Origin of the sequence: Muricoccus harenae, assembly GCF_009848505.1 — a bacterium.
GTDB lineage: Bacteria > Pseudomonadota > Alphaproteobacteria > Acetobacterales > Acetobacteraceae > Roseomonas > Roseomonas harenae.
In genome coordinates, this window is sequence record NZ_WWDL01000048.1 from 1 (window position 1) to 18,889 (window position 18,889).

At 69.3% G+C, this 18,889-nt stretch carries 12 protein-coding genes and 1 pseudogene; 6 read left to right on the plus strand and 7 right to left on the minus strand.

Annotation, left to right across the window (positions count from 1 at the left end; all coding sequences use genetic code 11):
* Positions 1-132: 132 nt before the first annotated feature.
* Positions 133-1,224, plus strand: a pseudogene (locus GSE44_RS23210) (aspartate aminotransferase family protein); the annotation flags it as partial.
* Positions 1,225-1,547: 323 nt separating this feature from the next.
* Positions 1,548-2,714, plus strand: a complete 1,167-nt coding sequence (locus GSE44_RS23215) for an acyl-CoA dehydrogenase family protein (protein WP_159351211.1) — start codon at positions 1,548-1,550, stop codon at positions 2,712-2,714.
* A gap of 49 nt (positions 2,715-2,763) precedes the next feature.
* On the opposite strand, the gene GSE44_RS23220 is transcribed toward GSE44_RS23215, so the two are convergent.
* The 4 genes from GSE44_RS23220 to GSE44_RS26350 all read right to left on the minus strand — a co-directional run bounded on the left by GSE44_RS23220 (position 2,764) and on the right by GSE44_RS26350 (position 5,489).
* Positions 2,764-3,957 carry a pyridoxal phosphate-dependent aminotransferase gene (locus tag GSE44_RS23220; RefSeq protein WP_159351212.1) on the minus strand — a complete coding sequence of 398 codons (1,194 nt, stop codon included), beginning with the start codon at positions 3,955-3,957 and terminating at the stop codon, positions 2,764-2,766.
* A 243-nt stretch (positions 3,958-4,200) separates the two neighbouring features.
* Positions 4,201-4,803, minus strand: coding sequence for a nitrile hydratase subunit alpha (locus GSE44_RS23225; RefSeq protein ID WP_159351213.1), 603 nt, complete (start codon positions 4,801-4,803; stop codon positions 4,201-4,203).
* A complete protein-coding gene (locus tag GSE44_RS26345) occupies positions 4,804-5,172 on the minus strand; it encodes an SH3-like domain-containing protein (protein ID WP_159351214.1) in 369 nt (122 codons plus the stop codon).
* Positions 5,169-5,489: an SH3-like domain-containing protein gene (locus GSE44_RS26350; RefSeq protein WP_159351215.1), complete on the minus strand. Its 321-nt coding sequence runs from the start codon at positions 5,487-5,489 to the stop codon at positions 5,169-5,171. The genes GSE44_RS26345 and GSE44_RS26350 overlap by 4 nt, the downstream gene beginning before the upstream one ends.
* Positions 5,490-6,173: 684 nt before the next feature.
* On the opposite strand from GSE44_RS26350, the gene GSE44_RS23240 reads away from it, so the two are divergent.
* On the plus strand, positions 6,174-7,019 hold the full coding sequence (locus tag GSE44_RS23240) for a hypothetical protein (protein ID WP_159351216.1): 846 nt from the start codon (positions 6,174-6,176) through the stop codon (positions 7,017-7,019).
* A gap of 1,189 nt (positions 7,020-8,208) precedes the next feature.
* On the opposite strand, the gene GSE44_RS23245 is transcribed toward GSE44_RS23240, so the two are convergent.
* A complete protein-coding gene (locus GSE44_RS23245; RefSeq protein ID WP_159351217.1) occupies positions 8,209-11,712 on the minus strand; it encodes an AAA family ATPase in 3,504 nt (1,167 codons plus the stop codon).
* Positions 11,713-11,718: 6 nt separating this feature from the next.
* Positions 11,719-13,011, minus strand: a complete 1,293-nt coding sequence (locus GSE44_RS23250; RefSeq protein WP_159351218.1) for a metallophosphoesterase family protein — start codon at positions 13,009-13,011, stop codon at positions 11,719-11,721.
* A gap of 413 nt (positions 13,012-13,424) precedes the next feature.
* On the opposite strand from GSE44_RS23250, the gene GSE44_RS23255 reads away from it, so the two are divergent.
* The 3 genes from GSE44_RS23255 (at position 13,425) to GSE44_RS23265 (ending at position 16,404) form a co-directional block, all read left to right on the plus strand.
* Positions 13,425-14,369 carry a 2-dehydro-3-deoxygalactonokinase gene (locus tag GSE44_RS23255; protein WP_159351219.1) on the plus strand — a complete coding sequence of 315 codons (945 nt, stop codon included), beginning with the start codon at positions 13,425-13,427 and terminating at the stop codon, positions 14,367-14,369.
* Positions 14,366-15,007, plus strand: a complete 642-nt coding sequence (locus GSE44_RS23260; RefSeq protein WP_159351220.1) for a 2-dehydro-3-deoxy-6-phosphogalactonate aldolase — start codon at positions 14,366-14,368, stop codon at positions 15,005-15,007. Before GSE44_RS23255 ends, GSE44_RS23260 begins: the two co-directional genes overlap by 4 nt.
* A gap of 488 nt (positions 15,008-15,495) precedes the next feature.
* On the plus strand, positions 15,496-16,404 hold the full coding sequence (locus GSE44_RS23265) for a hypothetical protein (protein WP_201306213.1): 909 nt from the start codon (positions 15,496-15,498) through the stop codon (positions 16,402-16,404).
* A gap of 91 nt (positions 16,405-16,495) precedes the next feature.
* Here the strand turns inward: GSE44_RS23265 and GSE44_RS23270 are convergent, their stop codons facing one another.
* Positions 16,496-18,799: a type IA DNA topoisomerase gene (locus GSE44_RS23270; protein WP_159351222.1), complete on the minus strand. Its 2,304-nt coding sequence runs from the start codon at positions 18,797-18,799 to the stop codon at positions 16,496-16,498.
* Between the last annotated feature and the right edge of the window lie 90 nt (positions 18,800-18,889).

The window sequence follows — 18,889 nt, forward strand, 5'->3', positions numbered from 1 at the left end:
GATCCGCACCCACTGATCGTCACGCAACGCGTATCGCCGCATTCCCCGGCTGCTCCACAACTTGCCGGCACCCTATGAATCACTCCAGCACCATCCTGGGAATCCCCCATCTGAGGACACGCCCTAGCGAATTTTCTTGTGGGCGAGGAACCGGGCGGCCTTGCACGGGCCTATTTCGTCTCTTCCGGCTCTGAGGCAATGGAGGCTGCGCTGAAGCTCTCACGCCAGTACTTCCTCGAGATGGGCCAGCCGCAACGCCGGCGCTATATCGCGCGGCGGCAGAGCTATCACGGCAACACGCTCGGTGCGCTCGGACTGGGTGGCAACATGGCGCGCCGGGAACCCTATGCACCGATCCTGGCGGATTGCTTCAGCCATGTCTCGCCCTGCTTCGCCTATCGCGGCCAGGGTGAAGGCGAGAGCGATGCCGCCTATGTCACCCGCCTGGCGGCGGAGTTGGAGGCCGAGTTCCAGCGCCTGGGTCCGGACAGCGTCATCGCCTTCGTCGCCGAGACGGTGGTGGGCGCCACGACCGGCTGCGTGACGGCGCTTTCCGGCTATTTCCCCGCCATGCGCGAGGTTTGCGACCGCCACGGGGCACTGCTCATCCTGGACGAGGTGATGTGCGGCATGGGCCGTACGGGCACGCTGCACGCATGGGAGCAGGAAGGCGTCGCGCCGGATATCCAGACCATCGCCAAGGGGCTTGGCGGCGGCTACCAGCCGATCGGCGGCGTGCTGGCGGGCCGCCGGATCGTGGATGCCCTGTCTGCCGGCTCCGGCAGCCTCAAGCATGGCCACACCTACCAGGCGCATCCGGTGGCCTGCGCCGCGGCTCTTGAGGTCCAGCGGATCATCCGTGAGGACCGGCTGCTGGAGAATGTGCGCGCCATGGGAGAGCGGCTCGGGGCCGGGCTGCGGGACCGCTTCCGCGGCCATGCCCATGTCGGCGACATACGGGGCCGCGGCCTGTTCTGGGCGCTGGAGTTCGTGGAGGATCGCGCCACGCGCCGCAGCTTCGATCCGGATCTCCGTATCAACGACCGGATCAAGGATGCCGCCCTCCGTCGCGGCATTGCGATCTACCCCATGGGTGGCACTGTCGATGGGAAGCAGGGCGATCACATCATCATCGCGCCGCCCTACATCGCCGATGCGGCCGCCATCGATTCCATCATGGACCGGCTTGGCGACGCCGTGCAGGACGCGATCGGCGCGAACTGAGGCCGGCGAGCCCTGATCGACACCGCCGCGCCGCTCACCTACCGTGCCGCACGGTGGCGCGGCATGCAGCGCCTGCGGACGGCGGGGAGCCGCAATGGCGAGGATGGAGGCGAAGCGAGTTCATGCGGCGGCTGACAGCGTGCTCCGATTGCCCGGCGGCTGCGGCGTGAGGCCCGGCATTTTGTCGGAAAGCCCTCACCGTGAATTCGGCGCCCTGCGGACTCAGGAGGGTGCCCCTAAGTCCGGCAGCCCGTCGCGACAAAAGAGCACTTGAAGCGCGCCGCGGATTGGCGGCACCACGAGAGCAATTGGGGAAACGGCGCATGGATTTCAGCATCTCGGAGGAGCAGCGCGCGATCCGCGCCTCGGTGGAGCGCATCTGCGAAGGCTTCGGCGATGAATACTGGTTGGAGAAGGACCGGAACGGCGGCTTCCCCTTCGACTTCCATCGCGCCTTCGCCGAGGCCGGCTGGCTAGGCATTGCCATGTCGCCAGAATATGGCGGCGCCGGCCTCGGCATTACCGAGGCTGCGCTGATGATGCAAACGGTGGCCGCCTCGGGCGCGGGCCTGTCGGGCGCCTCGGCGATCCACATGAACATCTTCGGCCTGAACCCGGTGCAGGTCTTCGGCACCGCGGAGCAGAAGCAGCGCTTCCTGCCGCCCCTCATCGCGGGCGAAGATAAGGCCTGCTTCGCGGTGACCGAACCTGATGCGGGCCTCGACACCACGCGGCTGACGACACGCGCGGTACGGCAGGGCGACCGCTACGTGCTGAGCGGCCGCAAGATCTGGATCTCGACCGCCCAGGTCGCGAACAAGATGCTCATCATCGCGCGCACCACCCCGCTTGAGGAGGTCGCAAAACCGACCCAGGGGCTGAGCCTGTTCTACACCGATCTTGACCGCTCCCGCATCGAGGTGCGGGAGATCGAGAAGATGGGCCGCAAGGCTGTCGATTCGAACATGCTGTTCATCGACGGGCTGGAGGTCAGCGCGGAGGACCGCATCGGAGAGGAAGGACGCGGCTTCGGCTACCTGCTGCATGGTCTCAACCCCGAGCGCATCCTGATCGCTGCCGAGGCGATCGGCATCGGCCAGGCGGCGCTGGAGCGCGCCTGCCGCTATGCCGGGGAGCGCGTCGTCTTCGGCCGGCCGATCGGCATGAACCAGGGAATCCAGCACCCGCTGGCCCAGGCCTGGATGCAGCTCCAGGCGGCCGAGCTGATGGTGTTCAAGGCCGCCACCCTTTACGACGCCGGCCAGCCCTGCGGCACGGAGGCCAATGCGGCGAAGTACCTGGCCGCGGAAGCCGCATTCCAGGCCTGCCAGACCGCGGTCGCGACGCTGGGCGGCATGGGTTATGCAAAGGAATACCACGTCGAGCGGCTGCTGCGGGAATCCCTGATCCCTCGGCTTGCGCCGGTCAGCCCGCAGCTCATCCTGTGCTACATCGCCGAGAAGGCGCTCGGCCTTCCGAAGTCGTACTGACGCCGCCGGGGACGCGAGGCTGCGTTCCCCGGATGGCGTGCGGCGGCGCTCAGCGCTCTCCGAGCACCCGCGTCAGCCGCGCCACAGCTTCGCGCGCGAGGCCAGGGCTGACCGCGAAGCAGATGCGGATGAAGCCCTCGCCATCCGGCCCGAATGCGGTGCCGGGGGCGACGCCGACCTTGGCCTCCCGCAGCAGGCGGAAGGCGAGGTCCAGGCTGCTCTCCCCTGTCTCCACCTTAGCCATGAGGTAGAAGGCGCCCTCGGGCGGGAACACCGTGACGCCCTTCAGGCGCGACAGACCCTCCACCATGATGGTGCGGCTTTCGTCGCAGCGGCCGACCATGGTGCGGATGAAGGCGTCGCCCTCGTCCAGCGCCGTCACGGCGGCGTGCTGAATGAAGGTGGGGATGGATGTCGTGTTGTACTGCCCGAGCTTGGTGAAGGTTCCGTCCAGCCCATCCGGATAGACGATCCAGCCGGCGCGCCAGCCCGTCATCGCCCAGTTCTTGGAGAAGGTGTTGGTGACGATCAGCCGGTCCGACGGCGTGCAGATCTGCAGAAAGGACGGCGTGATGGTGTTGCCATAGGTGAAGTGGCCGTAGACCTCGTCCGAGATGATCCACAGCCCCCGTTCGCGGGCGGCGTCACGGAGCGCCTCCATCTCGGCGAGCGGCATCACCCAGCCCGTCGGGTTCGAGGGGGAGTTGACCACGAGGATGCGTGTGCGCGGCGTCACTGCCGCCAGCACATCCTCCAGTGGCAGGGTGAACCGGCCGTCGGACGACCGGCGATAGGGCACGGTCACTGGCACGCCGCCGGTCACCCGCACGGCCTCTGCCAGGTTGGGCCAATTGGGGGAGGGGATGATGACTTCGTCGCCGGGGTCCAGCAGTGCCTGGCAGGCCTGCATGATCGCATTCATCCCGCCGGCCGTGATGGCGAAGCGCTCGGGCGCCACCTCCACCCCCCAGTGGCGGCGGTGATAGTCGCTCAGCGCTTGGTGCAGGCGGGGCAGGCCGCGGGAATAGGTGTAGCGGGTCTCGCCCGCTTGCATGGCGCGATGCGCGGCCTCGACGACGAAATCCGGCGTCGGCAGGTCCCCTTCGCCGATCCAGAGCTTCACCACATCGGGGTCGTCGCGGCCCCGGTCGGCCACCAGGCCGATCTGGCTGGTGCCGACCCCTCGGATGCGCTCGGGCAGCGCACCGGCGAGATCGGGGGATAGGGTAGGGGCAGCACTCATGCGAAACCGACATCCTTCGGGGGCGTCGTCACCGAACGGCCGAAGAGGGGTCAGCCGGGCGGGGACGAGCATAGGTGGAGTGCTTCTGCCGCTTCCCCGAGGGCTCCGGAAGGGGGAGGTAAGGAAGAACTTCGGCGCTCCGCGATAGCCGGAAGGTGGGTGCCCCGCCTGCGGCTTGCACGTCCTGCCGCAGCGCAATCCACCCGACGCCTGTCAGCGGGGGGGGCGCAGTTCTTCTGGGCGCTAAGCGGCCGCGGCGGCCGGCGGCACCTTCGGCAGCGCCACGCCCACCAGCGCGTCGCGGGTGACGATGGCGGCGAGTTGGTCCTCCGACCAGCCCTCGGTCCCGTCGGGGCGCAGCGGCAGCACCATCCAGCGATAGTCGGCCGTGCTATCCACCACACGGATATCCACCCCTTCGGGCAGTACCGTGCCCCATTCGGCCAGCACGCCGCGCGGGTCGCGCACGGAGCGGGCGCGGAAGCCGAAGCTCTTGTACCAATGCGGCGGGTAGCCGAGCACCGCGCGCGGATAGCAGCTGCAGAGGGTGCAGACGACGAGGTGGTGCCGCTGCGGCGTATCCTCGAGCACGCCGAGCGGCGGCGCGCCGGCCATGGAAACGCCCATGGCTTCGGCCGCCGCGGAGCCGTCCGAGAGCAGCCGGCGGCGCCACTCCGGATCCAGCCAGGCCCTGGCTACCATGCGGGCGCCGATCTCCGGGCTCGCGCGATCGGTCTGCGCCTGGCGGGCGGCCAGCTCCTCCTCGGTGAGGATACTTTTTGCCTTCAGGGCGCCGATCAACGCCTCCAGCCGTGCAGGGGAATCGGAGCGGGCAGGCGCGCTCATTCAGACCGCCTCCTTCATGGCCTCAGCGGGTTCGAGCCAGTGCTCGAAAATCTCGACCAGCAACTCGTCGCCGGGGCGGCCTTCGTCCCAGATTGGCGGCTGCTCGAACAGAACATGGTAGAGCGCGCGCTTCGGTGCCGGGCGGGCGAAGGCCAGGTCCTCGGGGTTCGCGAAGCGGCCGAGCAGGCGCTGCACCGTGCCGGTGCGCCCCCGCAGGTAATGCGGCGTGCGGATGTGGCAGGGGCCGCGGCGCTCCGGCCAATCGTCCCGCACCTGAACGCGAGTGCCGGGTGGGAAGCGGGGTTGTGCGGGGGCGGGATCGCCGGGCGGGTCGGAGGCGGCGGCGCTGGTGCCCTCGGCCGGGGTCATCGCAGCTCCTCCTCGGTGACAACCCCCTTCTCCAGCATGAGCGTGGTGATGGATCGGAGCCAGCGCTCGTAATAGGTGAGCGCCAGATACTCATCCTCGGGGATGGCTTCGATCCCGCGGCGAAGCTCGTCCACGGTCATCAGCTTCTTCTGCGCGAGGAGCTGGCGCAGGGCATCCACGCGCTTGCCGAAGTCGTCCGGCGGCGCCTCGTCACGCTCCACCGCCGTGCAGCGGAAACGCGTGGCACCACCCATGTCGTGCGTGGCGGGGATCGGGGACCCAGTCTGGGACCCGGCGATGCGGTGAGGGTCACTCATGGCGAGAGGCTAGGACGGGTCGCCCCTGCGCGTCCACCTGCTCGTCACCGGGGTTCGGCTGGCTCTCGCGCAGGACAGTGCTCCGGCCCGTTCTGCCCAACAAGCGGGCGGGCATGCATGAGTCGGCATCGCCGGCCGGATCTGTGCTCGTGCACCCGGCGGCCGGAGCTGCTGCTTAGCTGATGGGCAACGCGCCCCTCGAGGTCACCGAGGCAGGCAGCCTGATGCCGCCTGGTCCCATGTCTGACCAGCGCAGCCCAGCCGTTGATCGCCCCGCTCCACCAGATTTCGGTCAGACCACTTCGCAGGGCTAGCCAGGCCTGAAGAAGCGCAGCCTTGCCCCCAAACTCGAGCCCGCGGCCACTGCAGCTAAGCTGCCAGGATTTGTGAGGATCCGGTATCGCTGTCGGCATGTCGGTGCATTTTCGCAATTAGTCTATGTGAATGTCCCGTTTTCCTCAACCTGCCCCACTCACTTGGCCTCGCCAGGATGAAAGCCGACGTGACCGCTGGCCGGCGCCGGTGCGAAAGGATCGACCAGACCGATCCGGCTAATCAGGTGCCCAGGCACCCGCATCAACCCGGAAGCCACAGTGCTCCCGTGTTGCCCTGAGGCGCGAGGAGAGCCCGTACCCGGCCCTTGCGCGCCAGTTGGAACATGAACTGGGTCCAGAAAGGCAATCGATGCTCGAAACGCTGGAAGCGGCTCCAGGGCCACAGGGATCAACCTGCGTGCTGCTCCTCAGCCACATCGTGAATGACTTGGTGCTGGCCCGCTATCACGAATTGGCCAGCGCCTTGTCTCCGCGGTTCGACGTGACGCTCCTCCTCACTGAACAAGCCCCCGCACCGGATAGGGAAATCGATGCGGTCTCCGTTGAGCCGGAGGAAATCTTCCTTCCGGAGTTCGGGGAGAAGAGTTCCTCCGGCAAGATCGTCCCAGGGAACACAGAACTCGCCATGCTTGCCTTTCGGCGCAAGCGCCCAGGATACAGACATATATGGCTATTGGAGTACGATGTCCTTTTTGCCGGCGGTGCCAATCTCCTTGCTATCCTGGATGCGGCCTCCGGCGCGGACCTGATCGTGCCGAAGCCTCCGCACACGCGGGCGGCACTGCCAGAATGGTCTTGGTGGCGCACACTGCATCCGGCGCCGGCCGTGCACAGCCTCACCCCTGACACGATGATCCGTGCCCTCATCTGCGTCTCGCGGTACAGCTCGCGCCTTCTGGATGTCGTAGATAAGGCATACAGGGATGGGTGGAGCGGGCATCAGGAAGCAACCGTTCCCACCATTGCTCTCCATGCGGGCCTTAAGATCGAGCACATCAACGCCATCGCAGCCAGGACGGGCAGACATGCTGCCTTGAGCAATAGGAGTTTCGATTGGCAGAAGTGCAGCCCTGACGACCCTCAGTTCATCTACCACCCGGTTAAAACCCTGGCGGCGGAAGCCAGATTGCGGATGTTGCTGAACGTCCGGGCCGGTTGGCAGCGCCTCGTCCGCGGCGGCGCGGGACCAGCGTAAATTCGTGTGTGGTTAGGCACCATAGGGCCTGTGTTGCTTGGGTCAGCCTGCCGGTTGGGTTGGGATAAGATCCTTCGGAGGATGTCCGGTCCGCATTCCAGGGGAGCCCAGCTTGCCGTTCAAGGCCAGTGCCGACCGCCCGACGCCACCGCATTCTGAAGCAGCAGTGCCGGGCGACAAACTGGGCCGAGTACGATGTCGCCCCATGCAGCGTGGCAGTCTGACTGTGTGGTTCACGGACGCGGCGGTCGTGGCCTGGGAGGCCGACACTGGACGGATCGTCTCAGCCGACCCATGAAACACACTCGGGCTGATGACAATGAGCAGCCCCGTCAACGCCAGGTCGGTCTCCCGAGGCCTGTTGATCCCTCATCGGCAGGTCGGTTCACCTCAGGCGATCCCCCATCGTGGCGATAGCTAGGATAGCCGGCTTCAGGCGGATAGGTTGGCTGCTCCAGGCCGGGCCTGCTGAAGGGGGCATCGTTGTCAGGCCGATAGCCCGGCGGTTCGGCGTACGGATATCCAGGCGCCCAGCCATCCGGCAGGGTGCCGGGCTGGCTTCGGTAAGGGAGATTGCCCGGATAGCCGTATCCTCGCTGATCCTCCGACCGCCCGGCACGAGGATCGTATCCGGGCGGGGCAGCATAGGGGCTGTATCCCTGGAACCTCTCATAGGGCCGCTGCATTGGCCCCACGCCCGGAGGCGCGGGCGGCGGGAGCGCATAAGGTCTGTCGTCGGGCTGCCGATAAGACCCGTAAGGAGCGCCAGGCGCCGGGTAGACGGACGGCGGGTAGTAGCCGTCATAGGGTGGCGCCACGCAGCCCATGAGCAGGAGGCAGGTCGCTCCGAGTGGAAAAAGGCCTCTGACGGCGCGCACAAGTATCTCCCTCACCCAGCTGCTCGAGGAGGAAACGTCGGAACGATGACGTAATTCCGGCCATGCGGCGTCGATGCCATGGCGTGACCCGGCGCGAGCGCCCCGGCGCCCTTGCCAAAACAGCGGTAAGCGCTCGCCACCACCGTCAGGACAGGAACGCGCCACGCAGGTGGCGCAAGCTTCGCGAATGGGTGACAGGTAGTGCGGACCAAGGAGCGCCTCCTACACCACGCCGTGGGGCACGATCACGTCAAACGGTCTTTTCAGACTGCGTGGCAGCGTTGGATCGCGTCTGCAGCGTTGCTGCACCTTCATAACGAAAGCCGCTGGAGGTGGATGGCCTCGGCCGGCACCGCCTCCCGAAGCACCGGCAGCAGGTGCTCGTGGTGGCTGAGCAGGATAACCTGTGCCGTCCCGCCCAGGTCCAGCAGCGCCAAAAAGGCGGCTGCGGCGCGCGCGTCATCGAAGCTTTGCAGGATGTCATCCCCGAGAAAGGGCAGCACGGTGCCGGCCGCTGCCTGATCCTCGATGGCGACCAGCCGCAGCGCCAGGAAGAGCGCGTCCCTCAAGCCCTCCGAGAGCCCGTCGACGCCCGTCTCCTCCTCCGGGAAGGCGCGCGAGCGGAGAGTCAGCCGCGCCGTGCCGCGCTCGTCCTCCTGCGAGGTCACGCCTGTGTAGGCGCCCCCGGTCAGGGTCGAGAAGGCGGCGCTGATCCGGCGCAGGAGCGCGTCGTCCGCGCCCTCCTGCACGGCGCCAAGCGCGGCCTCCAGCAGCCCGGCCGCCACCTGCATCAGCAGCGCGTCCTCTAGCGTCTGCCCGAGCACTCCGGCGGCGGCGGCCTCGTCGGCCGCGGCCCGCAGGGCCACGTCGTCGCCCGCGACCTGCCGCATCTCCATCTCCAGCCGCGTGACGGCTGCGACCGCCAGCTGCGCCTCGCCCGCTTGGCGCTCCTGCGCCGCCTCCGCCTCTCCGAGCGCCGCCTCCAGCTCCCCGGCGGGCACGGCCTCCGCCTCGGCCCACAGGGCGTCCGGGGCCAGCCCGTCGCCGCCGGCCAGGATCTCCTCCGCCGCTGAGACGCGCAGGGTGTCCTGGCGCTCCCGCTCGGCGCCGAGGGCGATGCGGGCCTCCGCGCCCTCCGGCGTCATCGCCCCCGCCGCGGCGAGCACAGCCCGCAGCTCCGCCTCCGCCCCGGCTAGCGCTGCCTCGCCCTCGCGCAGCGCTCCCGCCTCCCGCGCGCGACGGTCCAGGAGCGCGGCCCGGCGCCCGGCCAGCGCGGCCTCGGCGCGCTGGCGCCGGTCCAGCTCCCGCAGCCCGGCTACCGGCTCCGTGGCCGGCGGGAGGCCCAGCGCGCCGCAAAGTCCGCCATAGCCCGCCCGGAAACGCTGCACCGAAGCGCGCCACGCCCCAGCCCTCGTCTCTAGCGAGGCCGCCTCCCGCATCGCCTCCTCCAGGCCCTCATAGGCCAGCAAGCGCTCATCCACCGCCCCCGTCGTCATGCCGGCCGCGCCGCCGAGCCGCTCCAGCGCCGCATCCCACTCGCGCTGCCAGTGGCCCCGGTGCGCGGCCGCCTCGGCACGCTCTCCTTCAAGGTCCCGCAACAGGTCACGCGCGGCCGCGACCGCCGCCTCGCGGGCCCGGCGCTCGCCTTCTGCCGCCCGGTGCTGCCGCACGCGCTCCTCCGCCCGGTCGAGTAGCAGCGGCAGGTTCGCCGACGCCGCCTCGCTCGGTGCCTGCCCCAGCGCCTGCCCCACCCGCGCTGCCGCCCCCTTGTGCTGCGCCAGCAGTTCATCCAGCACCGCCCGCGCCGTCGCCATTCCCTGCGCCGCGGCCAAGCCGGCCTCACGGGCGCCGAGCGCGCGCTGCACCTCGGCCAGCCCGGCGCCCGTGCCCAGCCCGAGCGGCCGGATGGCGGCGCCCCAGCCCTCCTCGGCCGCGTCCCGGATCGCCCGGGCCGCCTCCCGAGCGTCCCTTGCCATCGCGATCTCCGCCTCCTGGCCGGAAAGAACCCGCGTCAGGCGCTCCGCCGTCGCGGCGCGTTCCGCATCGGCCCAGCGGGCATCCGCCAGCCGGTCGGCCTCCGCGACGGCCTCCGCATAGGCGAGCGCGAGCGGGCGGTCGCCGCAATGCGCCTGCTCCGCCGCCGCCGTCGCCTCCCCGGACAGACGTCGGAAAACCAAAGCCCACCCGGCCTCGCGCCGCGCCCGCGCCTCGGCCAATGCCTCGCGCGTGGGCGGGGCGCCCGCGGCCAGCAGTGCCGCTTGCTCATGCCGTGTCGCGCCGAGAGCCGCCTCCGTGCGCCGCAGAGCCTCATCCGCGCGGTCCAGAGCGGCCTGCGCGGCATCACGTGTCCCCGACAGGCGCTCCAGCGCGGCCGGGCCCGGCAGGTCCAGGGCCGCCAGCCTTTCCGGATCACGCAGCGCGGCCGGCAGCCCGGCCAGCGCCGCAGTGCGGCGCGCCTCGGCCTCGGCCACGCCGCGCCGCGCCGAGGCAAGGTTGGCCACCGGATCGCCCCCGCGTCGGATCTCGGCCAGCAGCTCCTCCAGGCGCCGCGCATCATCGGGCGGGGGCAGGGCGGTCAGCGCTGCCTCCGCCTCCCCGAGGCGCGCCGCTCCCTCCGCCGCGCGACGCGGCAGGCCAGCGAGCGCGGCCTCCTGCCTGATCCCTTCCGCGATCAGCCGACGCAGCTCGGCGAGCAGGGCGGGGGAAGGCAGGACGCCAGCGGGATCGGCGGTCTCCGGTTGCCCCATGGCGACGAGCGCCGCCCCCACACGGTCGCGGGCGGCGGCGAGCGCGACCTCCGCCTCCGGCAGCCCCTCCAGCGCCTGCTCCACCAGGCCGACCGTGCCCATTAGCGCCGCGATCTCCTCCGCCTGCGCGAGCAGGGCATCATCGGTCACCACCGCGGTGATCTCTGCCTCCAGGCGGCGGAGCGACGCCTGCGCCGTCTCCACGCCATGCGCCGCAAGGGCAACGGCACCGCGCGCGGCGGGCAGGCGCGCGGCGAGGTCCGCCGGCAGGCGCGGCGCCTCCGGATGCGCCGCCAGCCAGGCGGTGGCGGCCGCGTGTCGCAGAAGGTGCGGGCGGATGCGGCGGATGCGCTCCAGCCGGCGCAGCGTCCCGCCTGCCTCGGCGGCAGCGCGGTTGGCCGCGTCGCGTGCCGCCTCGGCCTCCCGCAGCGCCCGCTCCCGCTCGGCCCATTCCTGCGGCCGCACAAGGGTCTGCCGGAGCCGCTTCCGGCTTTCCGACCAGCGGTCGAGCGCGGCATAGAAGGGGCGGGTTGCCGTCTTGCGCTGCGGCGCTAGGCGGTCGCGCTCCTCGTCCATGCTGCGGCGCAGGGCAGAGGCCTCGCGCAGGCCCCCAGCCGCGGCCAGCAATGCGTCTGACAGCGCGCCGCCGGAGCTCAGCAGGTCGCGCCCGCCCTGGCGCAGCCGCTCCGTGTCGAGCGCGAAGAGCTGGGACAGCAGCTTGCCATCGGCGCGCCCGAGCAGACGGTCCAGCCACGCCTGGTCGAGTGGCGCGTCGTCGGGGCCGGTCAGGGTGTTGCGCAGGCCCTTGCGCCGGGTGAAGGCAAAGGAGCTTCCATCGGGTGCAAGGCCGGTGGCGGAGAGCTGCATTCCCGCGTAGCCGTGCCGGAACCCCATCGGCGTCTGCCCACCGATGCCGAAGAGCAACTCGCTGAAGGCGTGGCGCAGCACTGACTTGCCGGCACCGTTCGGTGCCAGGACGAGGTTGATCCGGCCCGGCGCGGGGTCGAAGGACAGCGCCGTCTCCTCGAAGGGACCGTAGCGCCTCAGGGTGAGGCCGGTGAGCCGCATGGCGCGTCAGCTCTGGGCGAGGCGCGCGAGCAGCAGGTCGCGCGCCCGCCGCAGCATCTCGGGCGAGAGCTGGCCCTCGGCGGCCTGCACGGCCGGGTGGTCTGGGCCGAGGGCCTGGCGCAGCCCGCCCGCGGCACGGTCCAGCATGGCCGACGCGTAGCCCTGCGCCGCGGCCACCGGCCCCGCAGCCATCGGCCCCGCGGCCTCCGGTCCATCGGCCAGGGCGTCGATGGCTCGCACCAGCCGCCCCACCGCGTCGTCGCGCGCCCGTAGCGCGCTAATGTCCTGCATGGGCCGGGTGGCGAGGCGGATATCCTCCAGCCAGAAGGCATCGGCCTCTGCCACCTCCAGCCCGGCGGCGAACAGCTTTTGGCGCAGGGCCGCGGGATCGCGGGCCAGCGCCGGATGGGCGGGGCAGGGGCCTTCGAGGCGTAAGCGCAGGGCCAGCAGCCGGCCTTCGGCACCGTCCATCGCCTCACCGATGGCGCGGCGGGCGCGTTCCAACACGGCTTCTTCGTCGACGGCGCCCGTGCAGTCCACGCTCGCCCGCTCCCAACGCACGGCGTCGAGCGCCCGGTGCTCCACACCCGCTACACGACCGTGCTGCACGGTGACGAGGCTGGCGCCCTTGGCTCCGCCCTCGTTGACGTGGCGGCCCTGGAGGTTGCCGGGGAAGACGATCCAGGGATCGCGCAGCAGCTCCTCGCGCGCGTGAATGTGGCCGAGCGCCCAGTAGTCGTAGCCGTGGGCCGCCAACTGCTCGACCGTGCAGGGCGCATAGGAGGCGTGGCCGGGGCGACCGGTGGCTGCGGTGTGCAGCAGGCCGATGTTGAAGCGGTTCCTGACTGGCGCCGGATAGGATTGCGCGAGGTTCTGCTGCACGTCGCGTGTTCCGAAGCTCTGCCCGTGCAGGATGACCGCGAATTCCGGCCAGTCTACCGTGTCGGGCTTATCGGCGCGCAGCAGCGTCGCGCCGTCGGGCAGGCGGAGGGAGCGGGTAAGCACGCTCTCGGCGTCGTGGTTGCCCCGGATGGCGACCACGCGGATCCCGGCCCGCGTCAGGCGCGCGAAGGCAGCGACCAGCGCCTGGCCCGTGCGGAAATCCGGCCAGTCGCCATCGTATAGATCGCCCGCGACCACAACGAAGTCGACTCTCTCTCGGATCGCCAGATCGACGAGGTTGCCCAGCGCGTCGCGCGTGGCCTGCCGGATGCGCGTGGCGGGGGCATCTGCGCCGAGGCCTCGCAAGGGGCTGTCCAGGTGCAGGTCGGCGGCGTGGAGGAAGCGGAAGCTGGTCAAGATGGCCGTAATCCTATGGGAGAAGGGATCGACGTTCCAGGTCTGGTGCTGGCCTGCACCTCCACATCCCCGAACCGCAGGCGGAATTCTATGTGGCCTTCCTTGAGGCGACGCTCACCCTGCTGGAGGGGCGGGAAGGGCAGGGGCTGAATTGCTGCACCCTACGGCCCGGCTGGCCCATCCGGATCCGGCAGCATTGACCGGCACCGTCATTGCAGGAGGCGGAATTGGCCGGGGGTGAAACAATTCAGGTGCTCCCTCACCTTGTTAATGAGCGGATTCACGCCTCCAGGCGATCCCGCCCTATGGTGATCTGCTCTAAACTTGGCCTGGATAACCACATAGGAGCTGGTCACCATTGGCGTTCGCCGCCGGCCGTCGCCGCGCCGGTGCATCCTCGAAGGGGAGCCATCATGGCGTCGAACACGCCCGGGCTGATAGGTTTGGATTGGGGCACGACGGCCCTGCGTGCCTATCTGCTCGGCAATGACGGTCGCGTGTTGGACAGTGTCACCGCAGAAGTCGGGGTAATGCACATCCCAGACGGCAAGTTTGACGCGGCGTTCCGGTCCGCTGTCGGCGGTTGGCAGACACGGTGGCCCGCGCTGAAAACCATTGCCTCAGGCATGGTGGGAAGCCGGCAAGGGTGGGTTGAGGCACCCTACCTGCCATGCCCGGTTGGCCCCGATGACCTTGCAAAGGATCTGACCCCCGTACCAGGTGGAGGCTTGGTTATCGTACCGGGGGCCGCTCACTTCGGTTCCCCACCGAATGTGATGCGGGGCGAGGAAACGCAGATTGCTGGATGGCTGGCCCTCCATCCCGGACGCGTCGCGCGAGCGAGGCTTGTCCTGCCTGGAACCCATTCGAAATGGGTGGAGATCGAGGATGGCCGGATCCAGGCATTCGCCACTTACATGACCGGCGAACTCTTCGCTGTGCTGCGTTCTTATTCAATCCTCGGCCGGCTCGCCCCTGCGGCAAGGCCACCCGAGGACGAGGCGCGTGCTGCCTTTGCGCGGGGTGTTGAGGCGGTGAGGTGTGGAGGGCATGTGGCACCGTTGCTTTTCTCCGCTCGCTCACTTGTGCTGACTGGCGGACTGAAAGCCGAGCTCAGCCTGGAGTACCTTTCGGGACTGCTGATCGGCGAGGAGCTGGCTTGTGCCCTGCCGACGGGAGGGACCGAGCTTGCACTGATTGGCGATCCAGCGCTTTGCCAACGCTACGTGCAGGCGCTTGCGCTCTTCGGCCTGCGCGAGGTGTCAGTCATGGCCGACGCAGAGGCGAACGCCGCTGGCCTCTGGAGCATCGCTCGTTGCGCGGGTCTCGTGACCGAAGCTGCGGAGGTGCGCACATGACGGGCCTGGATGCTTATCTCTTTCAGCTCCCGCTTGTCGCCATCTTGCGCGGCGTCAGGCCGGAGGAGGTGGTGCCGATCGGCCAGGTGCTCGTGGAGGCCGGCTTCGCGATCATCGAGGTGCCGCTGAACTCGCCGCGTCCGCTGGAGAGCATTGAGCGCCTCGCCTCATCCCTGGGCGCTAGAGTGCTGGTGGGCGCGGGCACTGTAACCTCTCCTGCGCAGGTGGAGGACGTGAAGTGCGCGGGCGGCCGCATTGTCGTGATGCCCCATGCCGACAGCAAAGTGATCAGCGCAGCGAAGTCGCTCGGCATGGTCTGCATACCGGGCGTCGCAACGCCAACGGAGGCCTTTGCCGCCATCGCTGCGGGTGCCGACGCGCTAAAGCTCTTCCCGGCCGAGATGCTGACGCCGCCGGTGCTGAAGGCGATGCTTTCCGTGCTCCCGATAGGCACGCGTCTGCTGCCCGTGGGCGGGATTACGCCGGAGCGCATGGGCGCATTCCGGGCGGCCGGTGCAAGCGGCTTCGGACTTGGCTCGGCACTCTACAAGCCGGACGCGGGCACGGAGGAGGTCAGTCGGAATGCACGCGCCTTCGTCGCCGCTTGGCGTGCGCTGCACACCGTACCCCAAACTTGAGGCCTTGTTGCTGGGATCGGCCTGCCGGTCTAGTGAGGATGGAATCGCAAGGGGAGGCCACCCCGCCATACTCCGGGGGAGCCCAGATTGCCGTCAGGCCGGGCAAGACGGATAAGCGGGTGATAGTGAGGCCTCGGTTCTGTTGCGAATGGCCTCGGGTTTACAGTGAGGTAGAATGCTGCCGGGCCATTGGATGGGGCCGGCACGATGGCGATGAAGCGGGACAGAGCCTTTGAGAGGCTGCGTCGCGGAAGTTGAGGCCCATTTGGCCTCGTACGGCGAGCTCGGGATAAACTCGCAGGCGACCGGCGCATTATGGCCGGATGGACCCTCACTCCGCCGCGCGCAGTGAAACTGCTGCCACCTTTGCCAGGGCCATTCGGGAGTTCGATCGAACCAGGCCGGTCTGGATCCTGGGCCACAACGATGCGGATGGCTTATCCGCCACCGCCCTGTTGGCGCGCGCCTTCGGGCAAGCGGGATGGACGGTGCGGACCCGCATCATCGGCCGGGGCGAGAGCCCCTGGTCGGACGCGATGCGGACGGAGCTGGCGGATGAACCGGCAGGCGGGGTGGTCATCACCGATCTAGGCGTGCGGGATGCGCTGCCGAAGCCCGGCGTGCCGACCGTGGTGGTGGACCACCACATCCCTGGCCATCCACCCGCCGGTGCCACGGTGATCAGCGGCCACGGGCAGGACCCGATCCCGACTTCCTCCCTGCTGGCCTTCTGGTGCGCCGGCGCGATGGTCGATGCGGAACCATGGCTGTGGCTGGCGGCGGTGGGGCTTATCGGGGATATGGCCGAGAAGGCGGGGTTCCCCGAGATGGAGGCGGCGCGGCGCTTCGGCGTGACCGCGTTGCGGGATGCTGCGGCGCTGGTGAACGCGCCGCGGCGCAGCGCATCGGGCGATGCCACCCCGGCGCTGATGCTGCTGATGGCGGCAAGTGGACCAAAGGATGTGCTGTCGGGCGAGCGTCCGGAGGCTGCGGCCGTGCTGGCGGCGCGGGCGGAGGTGAAGCAGGAACTGGAGGCGGCACGCCGGGTCGGGCCTGTGGTGCGGGGTGAGGTGGCGCTGATCCGGTTCGCGTCGCCCACACAGATCCATCCCCTGATTGCCCAGCAATGGCGGGGGCGGCTACGGGATAGGATCGTGATGGCAGCCAACACGGGATATCGGCCGGGTTGGATACATTTCGCCGTGCGCTCGAGCGAGGACCGCGACCTGGTCGGGTTCCTGGAGGAGCACCGGCCACCGGGCGCGGACGAGATGTATGGGTCCGGCCACCGCCAAGCGACGGGCGGAGCGCTGAGGCCGGCGGACTGGAACGCGTTCATCACCGGGCTCGGCTTTGGTCCCGAAGCCACCGTGCCGAATTTGGCGATCACGGCATAAGCGGCGCGGCGCTGCGGCTCGGCTTTCCCGTGACGGGGAAGGGTCGGACCGGCATCAAAAGCAACCATGCGGGCCATTGGCAGCAAATTCGTCAGAGCCATCCGCGCTCTCTGAACCCGCTCAGATCCACGCCCGACGGCGCATACCAGCCGCCCGTGCGATACCGGGCACCCAGCTGCAGCGCCGCCTCTTTATTTCCGAAGGGGATGTTCAGGGGCGTATCGCCATCTGCTGCCTCCGGCGCGTGCCCCGCTCCCTTTGTGCGGGATACCGCGCCAGCGGCCTTGCCGCCCCTGGCATTCGCCTCACGCCGCTTGGGAACTACTGTCTTTACGGTGGACATGCCGGTTCGCACTGGCCGTGGCTGTTCGGGCTCACCCGGCTGTCCGGCGGTTTCCTTATCCCTTTTTGGGGCGTGCTGGTCGAGGAAGGCGCGGCAGACGGCAGCCGAGGTCGTGTAGCCGCGCGGCGGCTTGAGGCCGTTCTGCCGCACGAGGCCGTCCACAAAGCGCTTCATCGCGGGCGTGGGTGCGCGGCCGATGTTGCTCCCCTGGGCCCGGTCACCGGGCAGGGCGAGACCATCCGAGGGGCCTCGTTCCTGCAGCCGCCCAATGATGCGGCTGGCCTGGGCACAGACCGCGTCGATCGCGCCCTCCATCTCCTGATGGCCGATCAGCACCTCGTCCAGCAGCCGCTCCATCTGCGCTGTCACGCCAGGATCGACCAGGGCCGGGTCAGCCTTCTCCAGCACGGCGTGCAGGGAGAGACCGCGTGCGGTGGGAACGATGTTCTTGCCGTCGATGACGAGGAATTCCTGCGCCTTGAGCCCCCGGATGATCTCGGCCCGGGTCGCCGGCGTGCCAATGCCCTTGGCCTCCTTCAGCCGCTCCTGCAGCGCCTCGTCCTCCACAAAGCGCCAAGCATTCTGCATGGCCTCAATCAGCGTGCCCTCGTTGTAGCGGGGCGGGGGACGGGTCTCCTTGCCCTCCACCACCACATCGCGCAGCCGGGCCGGCTCGCCGTCACGCAGCATTGGAAGCAGCTGGGCATCCTCGCCCTTCTCGTCTGCCGGCTGCCAGTTCGGGAAGGCCGCGCGCCAGCCGAGATCGATGGGCTGCCGCCCCACGGCGCGGAAGGCGTGTCCCCGCACGTCAATCGTCGCGGTGGTCTGCCGGTAGCGGAAGTCCGGCATCATCGCCGCAAGATAGGAGCGGGCGATGACGTCGAAGAGCTTGCGCTCGTCGGCTGAGAGGCGCGGCCAGATCTCGCGCAAATTCTCCACCGTGTTCACGTTGGGGATCACGGCGTGGTGGCTGGCTCCCGCCAGGCCCTTGTCGTGGAAGGGGCCGCCGGCGCCACGGCGGATCACCGGCGGGTCTGGCACCGGCACCTCCGCGAAGGCGCGGCCGACGCGCAGGCTGGCGACGATGCGCGGGACGTCCGGAATCAGGTTCTCCGGCAGGTAGCGGGTCTCGGCACGGGGGTAGGTGATGACCTTCTTGCCCTCGCCGTCGTAAAGCTGCTGCGCCACCTCCAGCGTGCGCGCCGCCGACCAGCCGAAGCGAGAGCCGCAGAGCTTCTGCAGCGAGGGCAGGTCGTGCAGGCGGGGCGGGGATTGGCGTTTGTCTTCCACGCGCACCTGCAGCGGGCCCTCGAAGCCCTCAGCAAAGGCAACAATCGCCTCGGCATCCTCGTGCTTGAGGATGCGCTCCTTGGGCGCGTGGCGCATCCGCAGGGAGCCGGCCTCGACATCGGCGTTGGCGACCACCTCGAAATAGGCCTGTGGGACGAAGTTGCGGATCTCCAGCTCGCGCCTGCACACGATCGCCAGCGTCGGCGTCTTCACCCGCCCCACGCCGATCACCGTGCGTGCGCCCCGCGCGAGGGTCACGGTCGCCGTGCGGGTCAGGGAGAGGTTGTAGATCTGGTCCGCCTGACGGCGAGCCACGGCGGCAGCGTAGAGGCGGGCATACTCGGTATTGGGCCTGGCCCGGGCGAAGGCGTCCCGGATGGTCTGGGGGTCCTGGGCGGTGAAAATCACCCGCATGACCCGGCCGCGATACCTCAGGTGCTCCAGGATCTCCTGGCCGATCAGCTGTCCCTCGCGGTCGCAGTCAGTGGCGAGCCAGACGCATTTGGCGCTCCGCAGCGCCGCCCGGATGGCCTGGAGCTTGGGGGCTTTGTTGCCCCCTGAGGCGGGCTTGGTGCCGTAGAGGCCCTCCGGGCGGAGCAGGATGGGCGACCAGCGCTTCCACTCCGGGACGACCTCCTCCGGCTCGACCAGGTCGAACAGGTGGCCCTCCGCGGGGAGAATCGCTCCGTAGCGGCCGCCCACCGCGGCCCGGACATCCTTTGCCTGGCTGGTCTTCTCGGTGATGACGATCTGGTCGGTCATGGTAGCCCCTTAGATGTTCTCTAAAGGTTCTATGGTCGGCGTGCCAATCCCATCTCTTTAGAACAACCTGGAAAGGGTGCGTCGGGCAGG

Bases quoted from the DNA above. Each gene is read 5' to 3' on its own strand.
- GSE44_RS23215 (WP_159351211.1), top strand. From the start codon at position 1,548: ATGGATTTCAGCATCTCGGAGGAGCAGCGCGCGATCCGCGCCTCGGTG.
- GSE44_RS23220 (WP_159351212.1), bottom strand. From the start codon at position 3,957: ATGAGTGCTGCCCCTACCCTATCCCCCGATCTCGCCGGTGCGCTGCCC.
- GSE44_RS23225 (WP_159351213.1), bottom strand. From the start codon at position 4,803: ATGAGCGCGCCTGCCCGCTCCGATTCCCCTGCACGGCTGGAGGCGTTG.
- GSE44_RS26345 (WP_159351214.1), bottom strand. From the start codon at position 5,172: ATGACCCCGGCCGAGGGCACCAGCGCCGCCGCCTCCGACCCGCCCGGC.
- GSE44_RS26350 (WP_159351215.1), bottom strand. From the start codon at position 5,489: ATGAGTGACCCTCACCGCATCGCCGGGTCCCAGACTGGGTCCCCGATC.
- GSE44_RS23240 (WP_159351216.1), top strand. From the start codon at position 6,174: ATGCTCGAAACGCTGGAAGCGGCTCCAGGGCCACAGGGATCAACCTGC.
- GSE44_RS23245 (WP_159351217.1), bottom strand. From the start codon at position 11,712: ATGCGGCTCACCGGCCTCACCCTGAGGCGCTACGGTCCCTTCGAGGAG.
- GSE44_RS23255 (WP_159351219.1), top strand. From the start codon at position 13,425: ATGGCGTCGAACACGCCCGGGCTGATAGGTTTGGATTGGGGCACGACG.
- GSE44_RS23260 (WP_159351220.1), top strand. From the start codon at position 14,366: ATGACGGGCCTGGATGCTTATCTCTTTCAGCTCCCGCTTGTCGCCATC.
- GSE44_RS23270 (WP_159351222.1), bottom strand. From the start codon at position 18,799: ATGACCGACCAGATCGTCATCACCGAGAAGACCAGCCAGGCAAAGGAT.